11 protein-coding genes and 1 tRNA gene are annotated in these 18,171 nt (G+C 45.9%); 8 read left to right on the forward strand and 4 right to left on the reverse strand.

What is annotated here, in order from left to right; genetic code table 11:
• Nucleotides 1–49: 49 nt before the first annotated feature.
• Nucleotides 50–136, reverse strand: a tRNA-Leu gene (locus tag ACEW8F_RS11940).
• Nucleotides 137–363: 227 nt separating this feature from the next.
• On the opposite strand from ACEW8F_RS11940, the gene ACEW8F_RS11945 reads away from it, so the two are divergent.
• Nucleotides 364–612, forward strand: coding sequence for a hypothetical protein (locus ACEW8F_RS11945; RefSeq protein ID WP_373483697.1), 249 nt, complete (start codon nucleotides 364–366; stop codon nucleotides 610–612).
• Nucleotides 613–678: 66 nt separating this feature from the next.
• Here the strand turns inward: ACEW8F_RS11945 and ACEW8F_RS11950 are convergent, their stop codons facing one another.
• Together ACEW8F_RS11950 and aroE are read right to left on the reverse strand one after the other, a co-directional pair.
• A complete protein-coding gene (locus ACEW8F_RS11950) occupies nucleotides 679–1,218 on the reverse strand; it encodes a shikimate kinase (protein ID WP_373483698.1) in 540 nt (179 codons plus the stop codon).
• On the reverse strand, nucleotides 1,202–2,074 hold the full coding sequence (aroE, locus tag ACEW8F_RS11955) for a shikimate dehydrogenase (protein WP_373483699.1): 873 nt from the start codon (nucleotides 2,072–2,074) through the stop codon (nucleotides 1,202–1,204). The genes ACEW8F_RS11950 and aroE overlap by 17 nt, the downstream gene beginning before the upstream one ends.
• A 185-nt stretch (nucleotides 2,075–2,259) precedes the next feature.
• Here aroE and uraA point away from each other — a divergent pair, with 185 nt between their 5' ends.
• The 7 genes from uraA to panD all read left to right on the forward strand — a co-directional run bounded on the left by uraA (nucleotide 2,260) and on the right by panD (nucleotide 9,063).
• The gene (gene uraA / locus ACEW8F_RS11960; protein WP_373483700.1) at nucleotides 2,260–3,600 is read left to right on the forward strand and encodes a uracil permease; all 1,341 of its coding nucleotides are present in this window, start codon (nucleotides 2,260–2,262) and stop codon (nucleotides 3,598–3,600) included.
• A gap of 376 nt (nucleotides 3,601–3,976) precedes the next feature.
• Nucleotides 3,977–4,738, forward strand: a complete 762-nt coding sequence (locus ACEW8F_RS11965) for an NYN domain-containing protein (RefSeq protein WP_373483701.1) — start codon at nucleotides 3,977–3,979, stop codon at nucleotides 4,736–4,738.
• Entirely contained in the window at nucleotides 4,738–5,664 is a 927-nt protein-coding gene (locus tag ACEW8F_RS11970) for a CorA family divalent cation transporter (RefSeq protein WP_373483702.1), read from the forward strand. Before ACEW8F_RS11965 ends, ACEW8F_RS11970 begins: the two co-directional genes overlap by 1 nt.
• Nucleotides 5,665–6,108: 444 nt before the next feature.
• On the forward strand, nucleotides 6,109–6,966 hold the full coding sequence (locus ACEW8F_RS11975; protein WP_373483703.1) for a Rossmann-like and DUF2520 domain-containing protein: 858 nt from the start codon (nucleotides 6,109–6,111) through the stop codon (nucleotides 6,964–6,966).
• A gap of 19 nt (nucleotides 6,967–6,985) precedes the next feature.
• The gene (panB, locus tag ACEW8F_RS11980; RefSeq protein ID WP_373483704.1) at nucleotides 6,986–7,822 is read left to right on the forward strand and encodes a 3-methyl-2-oxobutanoate hydroxymethyltransferase; all 837 of its coding nucleotides are present in this window, start codon (nucleotides 6,986–6,988) and stop codon (nucleotides 7,820–7,822) included.
• Between the two features lie 4 nt (nucleotides 7,823–7,826).
• On the forward strand, nucleotides 7,827–8,669 hold the full coding sequence (gene panC, locus ACEW8F_RS11985; RefSeq protein WP_373483705.1) for a pantoate--beta-alanine ligase: 843 nt from the start codon (nucleotides 7,827–7,829) through the stop codon (nucleotides 8,667–8,669).
• A gap of 10 nt (nucleotides 8,670–8,679) precedes the next feature.
• Nucleotides 8,680–9,063 (forward strand): aspartate 1-decarboxylase, encoded by a 384-nt coding sequence (gene panD / locus ACEW8F_RS11990; protein ID WP_373483706.1) that lies wholly within the window; start codon nucleotides 8,680–8,682, stop codon nucleotides 9,061–9,063.
• A 172-nt stretch (nucleotides 9,064–9,235) separates the two neighbouring features.
• Here panD and ACEW8F_RS11995 read toward each other — a convergent pair whose 3' ends face one another.
• A complete protein-coding gene (locus ACEW8F_RS11995; protein WP_373483707.1) occupies nucleotides 9,236–18,022 on the reverse strand; it encodes a GH36-type glycosyl hydrolase domain-containing protein in 8,787 nt (2,928 codons plus the stop codon).
• Nucleotides 18,023–18,171: the final 149 nt, after the last annotated feature.

The following is an 18,171-nucleotide window of genomic DNA, read 5'->3' on the forward strand; positions in this document are numbered from 1 at the left end:
CCTGATTAAGAGTCAGGTGCTCTAGCCAACTGAGCTAAGGGAGCAATAGTGGTGCCGAAGGCGGGACTCGAACCCGCACGTGATCACTCACAACGGATTTTGAGTCCGTCACGTCTGCCAATTCCATCACTTCGGCGTAAACTTCATGTCCACAGGACACTGTCATAAATAATAACACAGCTAAAAATAAAAATCAATGATTTTTTTAATTTTTAAATTAATTTTCTTAAAACAAAAATACGACAAAATTTTATCTTGTTTTTTCAATTTTATAGGTTACTATAAGTTAATAATGGAGTGGTTATTAACAAAGAATTTATTCGCCACTCCAATAATCCTATTTCCAGAAAGCAAGGTGACGTGATGAGTATGTTTGAAAACCACAAAACAATCGCATATAAGGAGTTCCGAGAGTTTGTAAATGAATCTGTTCTTGAACTGATCAAAAAAACAAAAGTTAAAAAATGCAACGGCTGTATTGATTTTGTATTCGATGAAGAAACCTCCACGGGGCATTGCGAGGCACTGGAAACCACCTGGCCGGTAAAAAACCCCGCAGCGGTCCAACGATTGACTGATTGCTATATTTGCGATCTGAAAGCCATGAAATAATAAATTGCAACACCGATCATCTGATCGGTGTATTATTTTGTCCAGATTTCCTATTTTTCTCACCTATTATTTTAAATAGAAGGCTTTTTTGATTTTCTGACAAATTTCTTCAGCGGTCCAGGTTTCTGTCGAAATTTTAAGATCGCAGACATCGTAATACTTCTGCCGTTCGGCCAGCATTTGCCTGATCCGCAACAGCGGATCTTCACACCTGAGCAAGGGCCTGGTATGATCGTCTTTGACTCGCCCATAGATTGTTTCCGGCTGGGCTGACAAGCTGACCACAAAAGCCTTTTCCATTAATAATTGACGATTTCTTTTAAACAGAATAATCCCGCCGCCGGTGGAAAGCACCGTATTTTCCATGCTTAACGCCTTTTTCAAGGCCTCATGTTCGGCATCCCGGAAGGTATCTTCCCCCATCTGGGCAAAAATGTCCGTTACCGACCTGCCCATGTCCGCTTCCACCATGGCATCAGTATCTAAATAATCATATTCCAGTTCCCGGGCCAGCAGGGGCCCGATGGTGGATTTTCCGGTTGCCATAAAACCAATCAAGGCAAGGCATTTTATTTTATTTTTATTTTTTTCACTTTTCATCTGCATTTATTCCCTCCTCAAGCAATTTTTTTCCCACCACCGGATCCGGAAAAATCCCGGTCCATAATTCAAAGGCCAAAAGTCCCTGGTACAAGAGCATTTCCAACCCGTTTTCGGTCTGCGCACCGATCGCCTGGGCATCCTTCAGCAATTGTGTTACGGCTGGGCTGTAGATCATATCATAAACCAACAACTCTTTTTTTAGCAGTTCTTTGGGAAGCGGTGATTGTAAGGCGGTATCGGCCATCCCCAGACTGGTTCCGTTAACCACAACCATCGCCTCATCCACGGCTTTTTTCAGCGCCTCAGGTGCCATTTCGATGGCCTGCGCTTTCCCCGGCCAGCTCTTATTAATCTGGCTGACCAGCTCTTCAGCTTTTGCAACCGTACGATTGGCAATGATAACTTTTTTGATTCCCCAGTCGGCCAAAGCCATGGCCACGGATTTAACGGCGCCTCCACACCCTAAAATCAGAATGGTTAATGCATCCTTGGGAATTTCACCAATTTTTGATTCAATCGATTTAATAAAACCAAATCCATCGGTATTGTAACCGACCATCTTCTCGTCACGGTAAACTACCGTATTAACGGCCCCGATTTTTTCGGCTAAGGGATCCAATTGATCTAAAACTTTCATGATCTCCAGTTTATGGGGTTTGGTGATATTGAATCCGCCAAAATTCATCAGTCTGAAGCCATCGATCAGTTTTTCCAGATCCTCAGACTTGACCGCAATCGGCAGGTAAAGGGCATCCACAGCGGTTTCTTGAAATAATCCGTTGTGTAGTTGGGGGGATAAGCTTTGGGCTATGGGGTCGCCGATAACGGCATATATTTTGGTAGTAGCTGAAATTTTCATGCGCGCCCTCCTAAAAATTTATCGATTTATCTGCATTGTAACACAGGTTGAAGGGCTGGTAAATAATCACAAATGACCTTCTTCTGATTTTTTTATTATTATGCATTTAATTGTATAAAGTCTTTGCGCCTCACCGTTCCTGTGTTATAATTTCAAAGGAAAAAGAAAAGAACGGAGGAAATGTTTTGGACAGTCGAAGAATTATACAAGTGGAGGAAAAGGTGCCTTTGAAGATGCTGGTGCCGCTAAGCTTACAACATATGTTTGCGATGTTTGGCGCATCTGTTTTAGTGCCCTTCCTCTTTGGAATCAACCCGGCCATCGTACTCTTTATGAATGGTGTGGGAACGCTATTATTTATGTTTATCACCAAGGGCAAGGCCCCGGCTTATTTGGGTTCCAGTTTTGCCTTCTTAGCGCCGGCCGGTATTGTGATTGCCACCTGGGGGTATTCCTATGCCCTCGGCGGTTTTGTGGTCGTTGGTTTATGTGGCTGTATCCTGGCCGGCATTATTTATAAGTTCGGGATTGAGTGGATCAACGTGGTACTCCCCCCGGCAGCGATGGGCCCGGTAGTCGCCCTGATTGGTCTGGAGTTGGCCGGTACAGCCGCCAGCACGGCTGGCATTATCAGCAGCACCAGTTATGTCCTCGATGAAGCTTCCGGCCTTTATGAACAGGTGGTCACCACCATTGTTCCGGAAAATGTTATTGTTTTTCTGGTTACCCTGGCCTTTGCCGTTTTTGGATCGGTGATGTTCCGGAAATTTCTGGCGGTTATTCCCATCCTGATCGCCATTGTGGCCGGTTATATCACCGCCCTGATTACCGGTGTGGTTGGCCCGGCGACCTTTTCCGCGGTGGCCGAAGCACCCTGGTTTTCGTTACCAAACTTCCAGTTTCCGCAATTTAATCTGGAAGCAATTATTATCATTTTGCCAGTGCTGCTGGTTATTGCTTCTGAGCACATTGGTCACCAGATTGTCACCAGCAAGGTTGTGGGACGGGATCTCTTAAAAGATCCGGGTTTACACCGCTCTTTGTTTGCGGATAATTTTTCCACGATGTTATCGGGTTTAATTGGATCTGTACCAACTACCACCTATGGTGAAAATATTGGCGTTATGGCTGTTACCAAGGTCTATAGTGTCCAGGTCATTGCCGGCGCTGCGATTATTTCAATCATCTGTTCTTTTGTGGGTAAATTATCGATGCTGATCTCCACCATTCCCGGCCCGGTCATCGGCGGAATTTCCTTCCTTTTATATGGGATGATCGGTGCCGCTGGTATCCGTATTCTGGTTGATGCCCAGGTTGATTACGGCAAATCCCGTAATCTGGCCCTGACTTCAGTGGTCTTTGTGGTAGGTTTGTCCGGCATCGCCGTGACCTTTGGCAGTATTCAACTCAAAGGCATGGTTCTGGCCGCAGTGGTTGGAATGATTTTAAGCCTGATCTTCTTTATCCTGGATAAACTGAATCTGACCAATGACCGCGAAGATGAACATCTTTACGACCAACCTTAAATCACGAGTAAAATTTGTAAAAAAGAATACTGCCGTACCGACAATTGTTACATTATGTTGTTTGCATCGGGGCAGACACGGCGATAGCCTGTCCGATCCTGCGCGCAGGCAATGAGCCAATCACAAGCTTGCTTGTAGTTGGCGACTGCCCGTGACCAATGCGAAAGGAGCGTAGCGGATTTCGCATTGCGCAGCAAACAACAGATTAACAATTGGTCGGTACAGCAGTTTACCGCCAACCTGAAATAACTGATCAATTATGATCAGTTATTTTTTTGTAGCGGCTGTCGGTTGTAAAAAAACGCGATTTCTATTATACTGAGAGTAGCAAATTGATCGAAAACAACTAATCGCTATAGAAATTGAAGGGTGACCGATGAAAAATGATATGAAAATTGCCGTCTTAATTGATGCCGATAATGTATCGGATAAATATATCAAGTATATTTTTGATGAAATTTCCAACCTTGGCATGCCAACGTTTAAGCGCATCTACGGTGACTGGACCAAACCTCAGCTGGGTTCCTGGAAAACAGTATTACTAAACTATTCCATTACACCACATCAGCAATACAGTTACACCAACGGAAAAAACGCCACCGATGCAGCACTAATAATTGACGCCATGGATATTCTTTACTCCAATAACGTCGACGGCTTCTGCATTGTCTCCAGTGACAGCGACTTCACCCGTCTGGCTACCCGACTCCGGGAAGCCGGGATGTATGTGGTCGGAATGGGCGAAAAGAAAACCCCCACCCCCTTTATCTCGGCCTGCGAAAAGTTCAAATATCTGGAAGTCCTGGCCAGTGATCCGGAAGCTGCTGCGGAACAATCTGAAAGCGTCCAAAATGGAAAACAGGGCACTCAAAAAGAGGGCATGGCCAGCAAGAAAGAACTGATTCAGTCACTCAAAACCATTATCACTGAAAGCTCCGATGAAGATGGTTGGGCAAACCTGGGCGAGGTTGGCTCCCGGCTCAACAACCGCTATCCGGATTTTGATACCCGAAACTACGGCCATTCAAAACTGCGGCCGCTGATTTTATCCCTCAATCAATTTGAAATTGAAGCTCGCCGAACCAGCAAAAATCAGAATTCGCACTATGTTGTCCGCAACAAAGCAAAGCAAAGATAATGATAAGCAGTTATCGTCTTGAAAATGAGGTCTTCATAACGGATTTCTTTGAACATATTGATCCAAACAATGATCAAATCCATCTCTGCATCCTTGACTTCACGGAGTTGGCGGGCATCAGCGGCAAGCTGGGAATCAGCGACCGACTGGTTGATGAATGTCTGAACAGCCGCTCATCAAAATTCGACAGCTATGATGGCTTTGATTTTATTACCATTATTCTTCCCGAAGCCATCTGCCAGAATCTCAAACCGCAGCGGATCTGTATCTATTTCCGGGCCGATTTACTTCTTTTTGTCTCGGATCACAGCGACTTTATCAATGGTATTGTCGTCAACACCCAGACTGAAGGTATTAAGGTTCACAGCCTGGGAAAATTTTTCCATTTGTTTTTTGACAAACTTACCATTGATGACCGGGAAGTGCTAACCGCTATTGAAGAGGAAATCTCCAGCCTGGAGGAAGAATTTATCATATCCGTCAAAAATGATCTGGTCGATTACCTGATCACCTTTCGCAAGCGTCTGCTAAGTCTTAAACAGTATTATGAACAGCTTTTCGAAATCTCTGAGGCCATCGAAGAAAATGAAAATAACCTGATTGATAAAAAAGAACTGCGCTATTTTAAAATTCTGACCAATCGGATCAACCGGCTGTTTACCAATGTTCTGAACCTCCGGGATTATGGCACCCAGGTTCGGGAAGCCTACCAGGCTCAACTGGACATTAACCTGAATAAGGTCATGAAAATTTTCACCGTGGTTACTTCCATTTTCCTGCCCCTGACCCTGATTGTCGGCTGGTACGGCATGAACATCATGATGCCGGAGTTTCATTGGGAATACGGTTATCCTTTTGTGATTGTTTTATGCATGGTAGTCGTGATGGGTACACTGCTGTATTTCAAAAAAAACAAGTGGTTTTAGGGCCGCTTGTTTTTCATTTTTTAAATGATCGCCTCAAAATAAAGGCTTGCATTTTTATTCGCTATGTTGTAACATATCCACATGGTGGCATCGTTATGAGCTGCACATGATTAACGCATTAAGACAGATAATAAAATTAAAAACCTGCTCTAATCCCTGGTGATAGAGACTGAATAAAACCATGCTGTTTTGCATTTTTTTAAGTGTAATGATAGGTCTTTTTGCAGTTGTTTATTTTCAGTGCAGAGGACCTTTTTTCTTTGCCTGGATTTTAACCGCTTGCTCACGGGTTTCTTAATTCAGCGTACCAACAACCTGAATTTAAATGATACCGACCTTAATGACCTCGATAAAAAATCAGATTTTCAGCAACTTCAGGTTTGCGTGACATGTGTTTCTCTGCTCTTTGACGGAATAACCAAATACTATAAACAGGTGAAACACATGAAAATCGGATTTATTGGCGCCGGCAAAGTCGGCACTGCCATGGGCATTTTTTTCAAACAAAATAGTCTTACCCTATCTGGTTACCTAAGCCGCAGCGAGACCTCATCTCATTGCGCCGCTAAAGCAACTGACTCCCCTGTTTTTTTCGACATTCCCAGCCTTATTAACGCCAGTGAAGTGATTTTTATCACCACCGGGGATGATCAAATTTCTACGGTTATCAACCAACTTGTCCAAACCTCCTGCTTAACCCGGGATCACACTCTTGTCCATACCAGCGGCGCCCTATCCACCGATCTTTTTGATCCGCTTTTATCTTCAGGGTGCGGTTTGTGCTCACTTCACCCGATCATGAGTTTTGCTGATAGTCTCACTGCTTCTCACAACTTAAAACAAACGGTTTTTACCCTGGAAGGCAATGAAAAGGGTTTGGCCGATATACAAAAAATCCTTATGATCACCGGCAATCCCTATTCGGTGATTAACAAGAGCGATAAGGTCCTTTATCATGCTGCCGCCTGCATTCTCTCCAACTATCTGGTGACCCTGATTGATTCCGGTTTTGAACTGCTTAAGACCACTGGAATTGCCGAAGACGAAATCATGAAGGCGTTTATGCCGCTGATCACCGCCACGCTGGGAAACGTCGAAAAATCCGGAACGGTAAACGCCCTCACCGGCCCGCTGGTCCGAGGGGACGAAAACACCATTGGCAAACACATCGAAGCCATAAAAACCCAGACCCCGAAATTCCTGAATCTCTACCAGACCATGGGCTTAGCCACCATCGATATGATCAAAGACAAACGCATTGATGGTAAAACCTATGATCATTTAAAAAATCGACTAAAATAAAAAATAAAGGAAGAAACCAATGAAAAGTAAATTTACTGTCAGCTCTTTTTTTCAGGCCAAAGCAAACAAGGAAAAAATCACCATGTTAACAGCCTATGATTATTCCATGGCCAAAATCGTCAACGATGCCGGCATCGATGCGATCCTGGTGGGCGATTCACTGGGGATGGTTGTCCAGGGCTATGAATCTACCCTGGAAGTGACCATGGATGATATGGTTTACCATTGTAAAGCCGTTGCCCGGGGGGCTGAAAACGCCATGATCGTCGGCGATATGCCCTTTTTGTCCTATCACATTTCAGTGGAAGATGCCGTTCGCAACGCCGGCCGGTTGATACAGGAGGGCAAGGCCCACGCCGTCAAACTTGAGGGTGGGGTGGATCAGGTTGACAACGTCAAAGCCATTGTCAAGGCGCAGATTCCCGTCATGGGACATATCGGTTTGACTCCTCAGTCGGTTAATATGTTTGGTGGATTTAAGGTTCAGGGCAAGGACATTGCCCAGGCCCAGAAAGTTATTGATGATGCCCTGGCGCTGGAAGCGGCGGGTGTCTTTGCCATTGTTCTGGAAGGGATTCCTGAAAAACTGGCAACTCTGATTACACAAAAATTATCCGTACCGACCATCGGCATTGGTGCCGGTCGCTACTGCGACGGTCAGGTACTGGTAATCCATGATCTACTGGGCATGTATTCAGGTCAATCACCCAAGTTTTCCAAGCGCTATGCGGCACTGAATGAAACCATCCAGGATTCCGTTAAGGCCTATGTCGCTGAGGTGAAGACTGCCCAGTTCCCGGAAGAAATACATACCTTCACCATTGATGATGCGGTTATCGCAGCATTGCAGCAATAAAACCATGAAGATTGCCAAAACAGTAGCGGAACTTAAGACCTGTCTTGAAGCAATTGGCAAGGATAAAACCATCGGCTTTGTCCCCACCATGGGCTATCTTCACGATGGTCATCTGGCGCTAATCAAAGCAGCACATGCAGAAAATGATGTAACCGTCTTGAGTATCTTCGTCAATCCCACCCAGTTTGCCCCGGGAGAGGATCTGGATGCCTATCCCCGGGATTTTGACCGGGATTCACAACTTGCCAAAGCAGCCGGAACCGATCTGCTGTTCTTTCCTGATCCGACTGAAATCTATCCGACGGGTGCCTCCACCTTTGTGGAAGTAGACGGCGAGATCACCAAGAAACTCTGCGGCCAGTCCCGGCCCACTCACTTTAAAGGAGTAACCACGGTAGTCAACATTTTGTTCAATTTGATTTATCCAACCAGGGCCTATTTTGGCCAGAAGGATGCCCAGCAGGTGGCAGTGATAAAAAAAATGGTCCGTGATTTACATCTGCCGGTCCAGATTATCGTTTGCCCGATTGTCCGGGAAGCAGATGGTTTGGCCATGAGTTCCCGAAATGTGTTGCTGAATCCCGAGGAACGAAACCAGGCTCTGGTTCTCAGCCAGTCCCTGGCTTCCGCTGGAGCCCTTTATCAAGCTGGCGAAGGCTCAGTTAAGTTCTTAAAAGACAAAATTGTCAGCCAGATCAGTTCCATGCCCCTCACCTGCATAGATTATGTTGACATTCTCGACTTTGAAACCCTGGAAAGCATCGAAAGCATCGCATCGCCGGCCCTGGCGGCCGTAGCCGTTCGCTTTGAGAAAACCCGGCTACTTGATAATATCATTTTAGATTAAGAGGTAAATCATGTATATCACCCTATTTAAGTCAAAGCTCCATCGGGCAACGGTCACCGAAGCAGATCTCAATTATGTGGGGAGCATCACCATCGATGTGGAGCTGCTGGAACAGGCAGATATTCTTCCCGGTGAAAAGGTTCAGGTGGTCAACGTCAATAACGGAGAACGTTTTGAAACCTATACGATTGTGGGAAAACGGGGCAGCGGCGTGATCTGTGTCAATGGCGCCGCCGCCCGACTGGTTCATAAAGGGGATAAGGTAATCATCATCGCCTATGCCATGATCGACCGGAAAGAAGCTCTGGATTTAAAGCCCCGGGTCCTGATTCTGGATGATAACAATCATGTGACCGCACTTAAGGACCTTGAGGTTCATGGTCAGACTCAATAATCCTTAGCCATTCATTCTCAATAATGTTTTAACAACAAAGCCAGGTATGATTTTTCATACCTGGCTTTGAGTTTGTCGCTTAAGAATTAACGCCGTGTGCGGGCGAGGATCTGACCCTTGGTCATCACGGATCGCCCCTTATATATAATGGTAGTGGCCTTATTCTAATTCCTTACACTCCCATCAACACTTCAACCTGATGATTTGCTTTATCATTGACCAGGTTGATAATATTTCTGGTTGAGATGATCCCATCGACGGAAATTGTTTTGACGCCTTTATGGACCCCATCCGGATTCTTAACTTTTATTTGATAGTCAGTTTCCAGGTAGTGATAGCTGATCTGATATTCTTTCATTCTTTCGGGAATGCATGGATCCATGACAATGATTTCGCCATTTTTTTGGAACCCCAGAATATATTCCAGGCCAGCCCGGTAGATCCAGCCAGCGGCACCGGTATACCAGGTCCAGCCACCTCTGCCCGTATGGGGATAGGTGGAATAAACATCGGCAGCAAACACATAGGGCTCGACCTTATAGCGGGTATAGTCTCGCATGTTGGTGGTATGGTTAATCGGGTTAATGAGTTCAAACAGTTCCCAGGCTTTATCGCCATCACCCAGTTTGGCAAAGGCAATGATGGCCCAGGCCGCTGCATGGGTGTATTGTCCCCCATTTTCCCGAACACCCGGAATATAGCCCTTGATGTATCCAGGCTCCAACGCGGACTTGTCAAAAGGTGGGGTCAGCAGCTTGATCAGACCGTCTTCACGGCTGACCAGATAGTCTTCCAGTGAATTCATGGCCGTAAGCGAACGCTCGCTTTCCCCGGCTCCGGAAATGACTGACCAGCTTTGAGCAATGGAGTCGATTTTACACTCGCTGTTCCCAGCCGACCCCAGGACATCACCGTTGTCGAAATAAGCCCGACGATACCAGCTGCCATCCCAGGCATTTTTTTCGATGGCCGCCATAATCTCTACTTTGACGCTCTGATACTTTTCGGCCCGTTCCAGGTCTCCTTTTTCTTTACAAATGGGAATAAACAAATCCAGATTGGCAATCAGGAACCATCCTAACCAGACACTTTCACCCCGGCCCTTATTACCGACGGTATTCATCCCGTCATTCCAGTCCCCGGAACCCATCAGTGGCAGTCCATGTTTCCCAAATTTCAGAGAAATTTCTAGTGCCCGCAGACAATGCTCATACAAGGATGCCGAAGTCTCAATTTTCCAGGGGATGCCGCATTTTTCATCTTCAAATTCGCCTAATTCTGGCTCCTCGATAAAATTAACCACTTCTTTAAGAATTTGCCAGTCACCGGTGATCCGGATATACTCGGCGGTGACATAGGGCAGCCATAGTCGGTCATCGGAAAAATGGGTCCGGGTTCCCAAACCCATTGGTTCATGCCACCAATGCTGAACATCGCCCTGAATGTACTGGTGACTGGCATGGAGCAGGATTTGTGCTCGGGTAATTTCTGGCCATAAATTGGCAATGGATAAGGAATCCTGGAGCTGATCTCTGAATCCGAATGCGCCACCGGCCTGGTAAAATCCTGATCTTCCCCATAGTCGACAGGAGATCACCTGATACTGCAGCCATCCATTGACCATCAGATTGATGGAATCCGTTGATGTTTCCACCTGGATCACTCCCAGCTTGCTTTTCCAGAAACCGATGACTTCGTTTAACGCATCCTGAACAGTTCGCAGCTCACGATACTTCTGGCTCAGCATTATCACCTCATCCTGATTATTGGCTGCCCCCAACAGGAAGGCGATATCTTTCCGCTCATTTGGTCCCAGGGTGACCTTTACCTGGATCGCCCCACAAGGATCAAAGCCAGCGCCTAAAGCCCCGTTAAGACTTATGTCAGCCAGACTTTCCGGAGATGACATATCGCCGGTACCAAAAAAGGCTTTGCGATCACTGGTAACCGACCGCTTAGTAATTGATGCATCAATAAATAGTATTTCTCCCGGAAATCCTTCATTATAGGGGTTTCTCATTAACAGCGCTCCGGTTTCATCCTGATCGGCATTGATGTGCAGGGCCGTGGCCTGATCACTGACCCCCATTACTGGCCGGATATAGTAAGTCAGGGTGAGATGCCGTTCCTGATTTGATTCATTTTTTAAATTAATCAGGCTTATTTTTACGGCATCTGTTGTCGGAACAAACTGGATCATGCGTTGTTTGATGCCGTGACTGGCATGTTCAAAGTTGGTATAGCCAAATCCATGCTTGATGGTATAATCTTCCACTTCCCGAATCGGCAGCGGGGTGATGGTCCAGATTTCTCCGGTATCCCCATCGCCCAGATAAATCACTTCTCCCGGTGGATCGGATACCACATCATTTGACCAGGGTGTGAGTTTGTTTTCCCGGCTGTTTTGATACCAACTATAGCCGGAACCTGATTCTGAAACCATAAAGCCGAAGCTGGGGTTGGCAATCACATTCACCCAAGGCGCCGGGGTATTCTCACCATTTTCCAGATGGATAATATACTCACTGCCGTCTTTTTTGAATCCGCCAATGCCATTATTGTATAAGCGTTCTGGTTCATCGGTTGGCAATAAGGGGTAATTGATGGGCTTGTTCATCACCACTATTTTTTCGGGAATCAATCTGGCTGTTGGTGTTTCTCGAACACATTCAAGTTGTTCCCGCAGGGTTCCCATACCACCTTTCAAAATCACCCGGGCAACTGCATAGAGTAGCGGTATGTCTGTCGCAGCTATTTTATTTTTTTCCAGAATAAAGAGGTCCTCACTAATTTTTAACATTTCCTGGGTTTGTTTGGATAAGACCATATCAGAAATCAGCGCATACAAGGGCAGTGAATAAGAATATTCCTCTTCACTTAAGATCACCAGATCCACGTTTAAGCCCATCAGACGCCAGTATTCATGGGCTTTTAAAACCTCAACCAATAACTTGACCTGGTCGATGTTACATAAGTCGACCACTACAATGGGGTTGTCTCCGGAAATTCCATATTTCCACAAGGCCGACTGACCCTGGGTATTTTTGCGAATTATTTCCTGACTCATCATCTTAATAGGACTAATAAAAACAAGATGGGAGATCATATCCTGATAAAGCTCGGACTCGTCCGCATCCAGATTGAGGTATCGGGTTTCCACCTGGCTCCTTGTTAAGGCCAATTTGAAAGCACCTTCCACCGCACTGGGGGTTTCATATTTATCGATCAAATGAAGAATCGATTCTTTGCTTTCGCAGAAGGCGGTGACAAAGGAAAACTGGGCGGTTTTACCGACTTCGATGGTCACCTTGATCCGGGTACTCATCACTGGATCAAGCACCGGTCCACTGGTGCCTGACAGGGGCTTATCCTGATTGATGACCAACGGATTTTTAGTGTTGTTGCCCCGGCCGATTAACTGCATCCGATCGGTTTCATACTGGATCTCGCCCAAGATATTGCCTTTGGTCACAAGGGCATTGGCCAGCCACATGCTTTTATCGCTGTCAGATCGGGGCCGCCGATTGGCAATAAGGCATTTTCTGCTATGTTCTATTTCAGTTTCGACAAAAAGATTGCCAAAGGCCGGATGAGCAATATCCCCGGCCTGGGATGCCATGACCAGTTCAAAATAGCTGGTCAATTCCAGGGTACAGGATTTTTTGCCGTTATTTTTCAGGGTAATTCGTCTGATTTCGACGTTGTCGCCAGATGCTACAACTATCTCCATTTTCGTCTCAATGTCACCATCAGTGCGCTTGAAGGTAGCTTTGTCAGCGGTAAAAACCACCTCATATTGATCCGGTTTTTGATTAAACGGCGCATAGGCAGCCGACCAGACGGCTTTGCTCTCGATGTTTTTTAAATAGAAAAACATCCCGTATTGATCCAGGGTGCTGTCTTCTCGCCAGCGGGTAACGGCTGCCATTTTGCTTTTGCTGTAGCCGGTTCCGCGCTCGGTAATCATCACCGAATAATTACCATTAGAAAGAATATGCGCTTTGGGCAAAATGGTATTGGGTTTTGTATAACGTCGCACGGCGCTTTTCTCTTTGGTGATCTTGCCCTTGTAGGGAACCAGCTTTTCTTTGGTACCCTTGGTAAAGATCAGGTCGGAGGAAACTTTTTCCTGAAGCAGCAGCCGGGCCGCATGGATTTCCGGATCTTCATGAAAACGGGTCTGCATGATATTAGCATTGACGCAGTTATTGAGTGCCAGTAAGCTCATGCCCTGATGATGGGCCATAAAACTTTTTACAACGGCCCGCTTTGTTTCAAAGCCCAGTCGTTCCGGGGTATAGTCGGCAGCTTCATAAAAGCCGTAGGGTCCTTCCAGACCGTCGGCCTTAAGCCGTTTAATATTCTTAATAGCCGCTTCCGGGTCAACCATCAGCGCCAGGAAGGTGGCATAGGGAGCAGTTACCGCATCTTCAATTAAACCCCGTTTAAGCCCCAACCAGGGCACGCCAATGGCCTTGTATTTGTAATCGTGGTGTTTATCCATGGCATTATAGCCGGACTCGGATGTGCCCCAGGGCATTTCCCGCTGGTTTCCATATTTCTTCTGACTCTTAATAACAAAAGAATAGGTTTCATCCAATAAGGTATTCTGATAGCTTTTCATAATCAAAAGCGGCATTAAATACTCAAACATGGTACCGGTCCAGGAAATCAGGCCTTTATAACGATCCACGGTAGTCAGTGCCCGACCCAGTTTAAACCAGTGGGAAGCCGGGATCTTACCTTTGGCGATACAAATATAACTGGTTTGACGCGCCTCTGAGGCGAGCAGATCATAGAACGAATTGGTGAGCTTGTTATCTTCCAGATTAAACCCGATACTGAACAGTTCCTTTTTCTTGTCATATAGGGGTAGAAATACCATGGCCGCAATGAGGGACTCAATCCGTTTAAGCAGCCGGGTATACTGGTCGACAAAATTCTGGCTCGCTGCCGCTGCAATGTTCAGAGCTCCGCTGGTTTCTGCCAGCCAGGCTAATTCATCGCGGTAATCGTCCTGATCCCATTTCTTGACAGACTCTGCCAATCGTTCGGTAATTGCTGCGGTTTCCTGATGACATTTTGGTAAATCAATTAAATCATTATTACTTATTAAGCGATTTTCGAGGTTTTTAATATCCTCGAAGACGTCATCCGAAGCGGCTTCTTTTTTTGCCGCAGCCATCATGCCCTCTGGTCTTTTATTAAGCATATCAATGCCCGGCAGAAAGGTTTTCATTTCGGCTCTGAACAGGGTGATCATCGCGACTACTTTTGTTTTCCAGACACCTTCATCCAGTTCCGCCATGGCGTCGGCTTTCATCAGGGTCTCCAGGGTCTGATGCCATTTTTTTAAATCCACCCTTGTCTCCAGGCTGTCACTCATCGGGATTTCCCCGTAGACAGCGTAATCGCTTTTTCCGACGCAATGAAGGGTATCCCGGATTCCACTTAAAAACCGGGGATCAATCAGGGGACTGTAAAGATAGTCTGTTAGTCCTTGTTTCAGGGTAACCAGGTAGCAGAGAAAATTTCCGCTGTCCACCGTTGAAATATAGGCCGGCCGCAGAGGTTTCAGGGTCAGAGTATCATACCAGTTAAGCAGATGACCCTGCCATTTTTCCAGCTCTTCAATGGTGACCATCGTTTTATCGATCAACTCCATCATCCGGCCGGTGCTGATATAGCCAAAGTCTCTGGCCGTGAGCGGCGCCAGCAGACCCAGCCCGATATTGGTGGGCGATGTCCGCTGGGCAAGACCTCGGGGCGGGTCTGCCTGATAATTGTCCGGAATCAGATAATGACTTTTGGCATTAGAAAAATCCTCAAAATAGCGCCATGTTTTGCGGGTAATCCGGCCCAGTTCTAGAGAATCATTTGCCGATAGCACATGAACTTTTTCCGGTTGATCTCTACTGATGAACCAGGCAATAACGGGACTGCTGACCCACATGGCGAAGAAAAGCAGACCGATCACCAATGCGTCCGGCTTAAAAAGAAGGGCCAGAATGACTGGTATCGGTGCCTGCAGCAGCGCTGCCTTCATGGTAAAAACATAACTAAAGAGTGAATTTTTCTGGAATTTCTCGGTATCATCAGCAGTTACCCATTCCAGCAGATTTTTCCTTGTAATAAAAACCCTGGTCAGGGTCACGATGATGGCATGACTCATCAGCCAGGCCTGGTAGGGCAAAAAGAGCAGCACCAGCAAAAACTGCATCAGTACCGCTTTAAGGCCGAACATCACCGGCATATAGCGCTTGATCCGGTCGTTGCCAATCCGGGCCGAAACGAGAAATCCGATGACCCCCATCAGCAGCGGAAATATCTGGGGCAGCAGGAAAAAACCCAGCCAGAAAAAAATACTTCCTGGCAAAATTGAAAAGCTTAAAAAGACTAATACCATTAATGATGGTGGCACCAGACTTCTTCTTAAATTATCAAACATTTTCCACTTGGACAATCGGGACAGGGGATTGAATATTTTATCGTGACGACGATCGAAAATTTTCCGAAATAGAATCGGTACCAATTGCCAGTCCCCGCGAACCCAACGATGAAGCCGGGCCGAAAATGAATTATATTTTGACGGGTAGGAATCCACCAGCTTAAGATCGGTAACCAGTCCGGTGCGCACATAAGAGCCTTCCAGCAGATCATGACTGAGAATGGTATTGTCAGGAATGGCATCCCTCATGATGGTCTGAAAAACAGCTAAATCATAAATGCCCTTGCCGACAAAAATCCCTTCCCCAAAAAGATCCTGATAAACGTCAGAAATAGCAGTGGCATAGGGATCAATCCCTTCCTGACCAGTAAATATCCGGGAAAAAAGCGACTTGTTGGAACTTTCGTTTTCCACTTCGATTCGTGGCTGCATCAGGCCATAGCCTTCCACCACTATCCCACGCTGCCTGTCGATAACCGGTCGATTCAGCGGGTGCGCCATGGTGGCAATCATTTTTTTTGCCATCCCCATTGGCAAAATGGTATCGCTGTCCAGGGTGATCACATATTTGATATGGGCAAAGGGCGGTTTTTTAGCTGAAGCGTAGACAAAACTGGTATCAGTGGCGCCGAGAATCAGGTCGTTGAATTCCATCAAGGCCCCTCTTTTTCGTTCCCATCCAAACCACTTGTCGTTTTTTTCATTATATTGACTGTCCCGATGGAAAAAATAGAACTTATCGCTGCCAGCCGCAGCATATTTTTGATTAAGCCTACTGATGCCGGCCAGAGCGGTTTTTATAATCTCGGGATCATCTTTCATGGCGGATTTGTCGGCATCGCTGAATGCACCGACCAGGGCAAAGTAAAGATTATCTTCGCGGTTGGAAAGATAATGGCTTTCCATCCCAGCCAGTAATTCCGTCACCCGTTTTTTGTCAGACAGCAGGGTTGGCACCGCAACAATGGTGCTCATGCTTTCAGGAATCCCCTCTCTTAATTGAAGTCGCGGGAAAAAAGCAGGCTTCAGGGCATTACAAACAATCCAGTTCACCGCTTCCACAGCAATTTCTGATGCCGGGATCAGCACCGCAATGATAGCCAGCACCGAAAACAGTACCAGATGTGAGGGTGCCGTAAAATTAGAGTAACGGACTGCCACCAATAAAAAAAGCAGGGTGATCAGACCCATGGAACCCAAATAAAGGAAGCCCGGATTTTTTATCCCCATACTGTCTGCTTTTGGTCTAAAGCTGTTGATTTTTTTTTCTTTGCTTTCCATACTTCTCAGGCCCTTGCCAATCAGGTAATATCCGACATGCCAGGTTTTCTGGACAGCGGGATCTTCCAACTGGGTTTGATCACGGTTCATATAGGCTGCTTCGGCAAACAAAACCACCTCTTTGGCCAGGTAAATTTCTGATACCCCAAACCCCAGAGCCAGTTTTTCCACTTTGGTTCGGTAGTGACTCCGGGTGGCAATGTCCATTAGTGGATAGGTTCCGTCGGGATCCTTTTTTAAGATCTGTTCAACCATACTCACCGATTCAAAGAGCTCAGACCAATCCAGGGAAGCGAAAAAATGAATACTGGTAATGGTATTTCCCATCGAAATGGTATTAACAGATTGAGTTCCATGTTCTTTCTGGGTGATTTCCTCGGTAGTGGCCCCCAATTTATTTAAGTTTTCATCCATGGTCCTTAGCACTTCCACATAACTGCGACCGGAACGTCGGAGCCGATAGAATAAATGATCAACAAAGGAGGGGTTGGCTTCGTCCAGGCTTTGGAGACTGTCTTCAAATAGTTTGATCGTTTTCTTAGTATCGTCATCTTCGTTTTCCAGCCATTTGGTAAATATCTTATCGGCCTTATGCCACTGGTTCTGGGTATTTTTTATTTCTTCACAAAGTACCCGGATGTTTTCAATCAGAGCCAGGGTGATCATCATTGGCAGCGCAACAATTTCCCGGTCAAAAAGAACCGCATGGGACTGGTAAGCCTTTAAATAGTCGGTCAGTATCTTTTCGTCGATCTGACCGTCGGTATGGGCGACAAGCTCCACGGCCACCGCAAAAATCCGGATTTGTCCCTTGAGTGGGCCGGACTTAAGAATTGGCAGGCGGTTATAATCGGATTTTTTTATGTCCCGACGCATTCCTTTGACCTGTTTTTCGATGATATAGAAGTTATCCAGCAGCCACTCAGAAGCCGGTGGTACGGCCACCTTTTTTTGAAGATCTTCATTCAGATCCTGATACACATTCAAAATGAATTTATAGTTTTCATTCATCCTGACAATTGGCGATTTGTTGGCTCTTTTTTTGATGGATACGGCATGCTCGATGGCAATTCTTTTGGCATGACCTTCTAATTCTTCACTTGAGAGCGAAGCATCGCGCATGTTGAGTCGGGGTGATTTCCCCGATTTCATCAAAAAAATCCACAACAAAAGCAAGGTACAGCCAATCAGCACCGTGCCCTCGATTAATAATCTTAAATAAGCGTCCATTGATTCACAAATCCTTTCGTGATTTAAGGCCTACTACAATAATAGGAAAAATCTTTACACTTAAGTATATACCTCTTATATCGGTTATTAACCTTAAAATTATAAAGAAACGATAAAAAATGTTGAAATAAAAGTAAAATAATGTGAAA

This window comes from Acetobacterium sp. (assembly GCF_041752335.1).
Taxonomy (GTDB): domain Bacteria; phylum Bacillota; class Clostridia; order Eubacteriales; family Eubacteriaceae; genus Acetobacterium.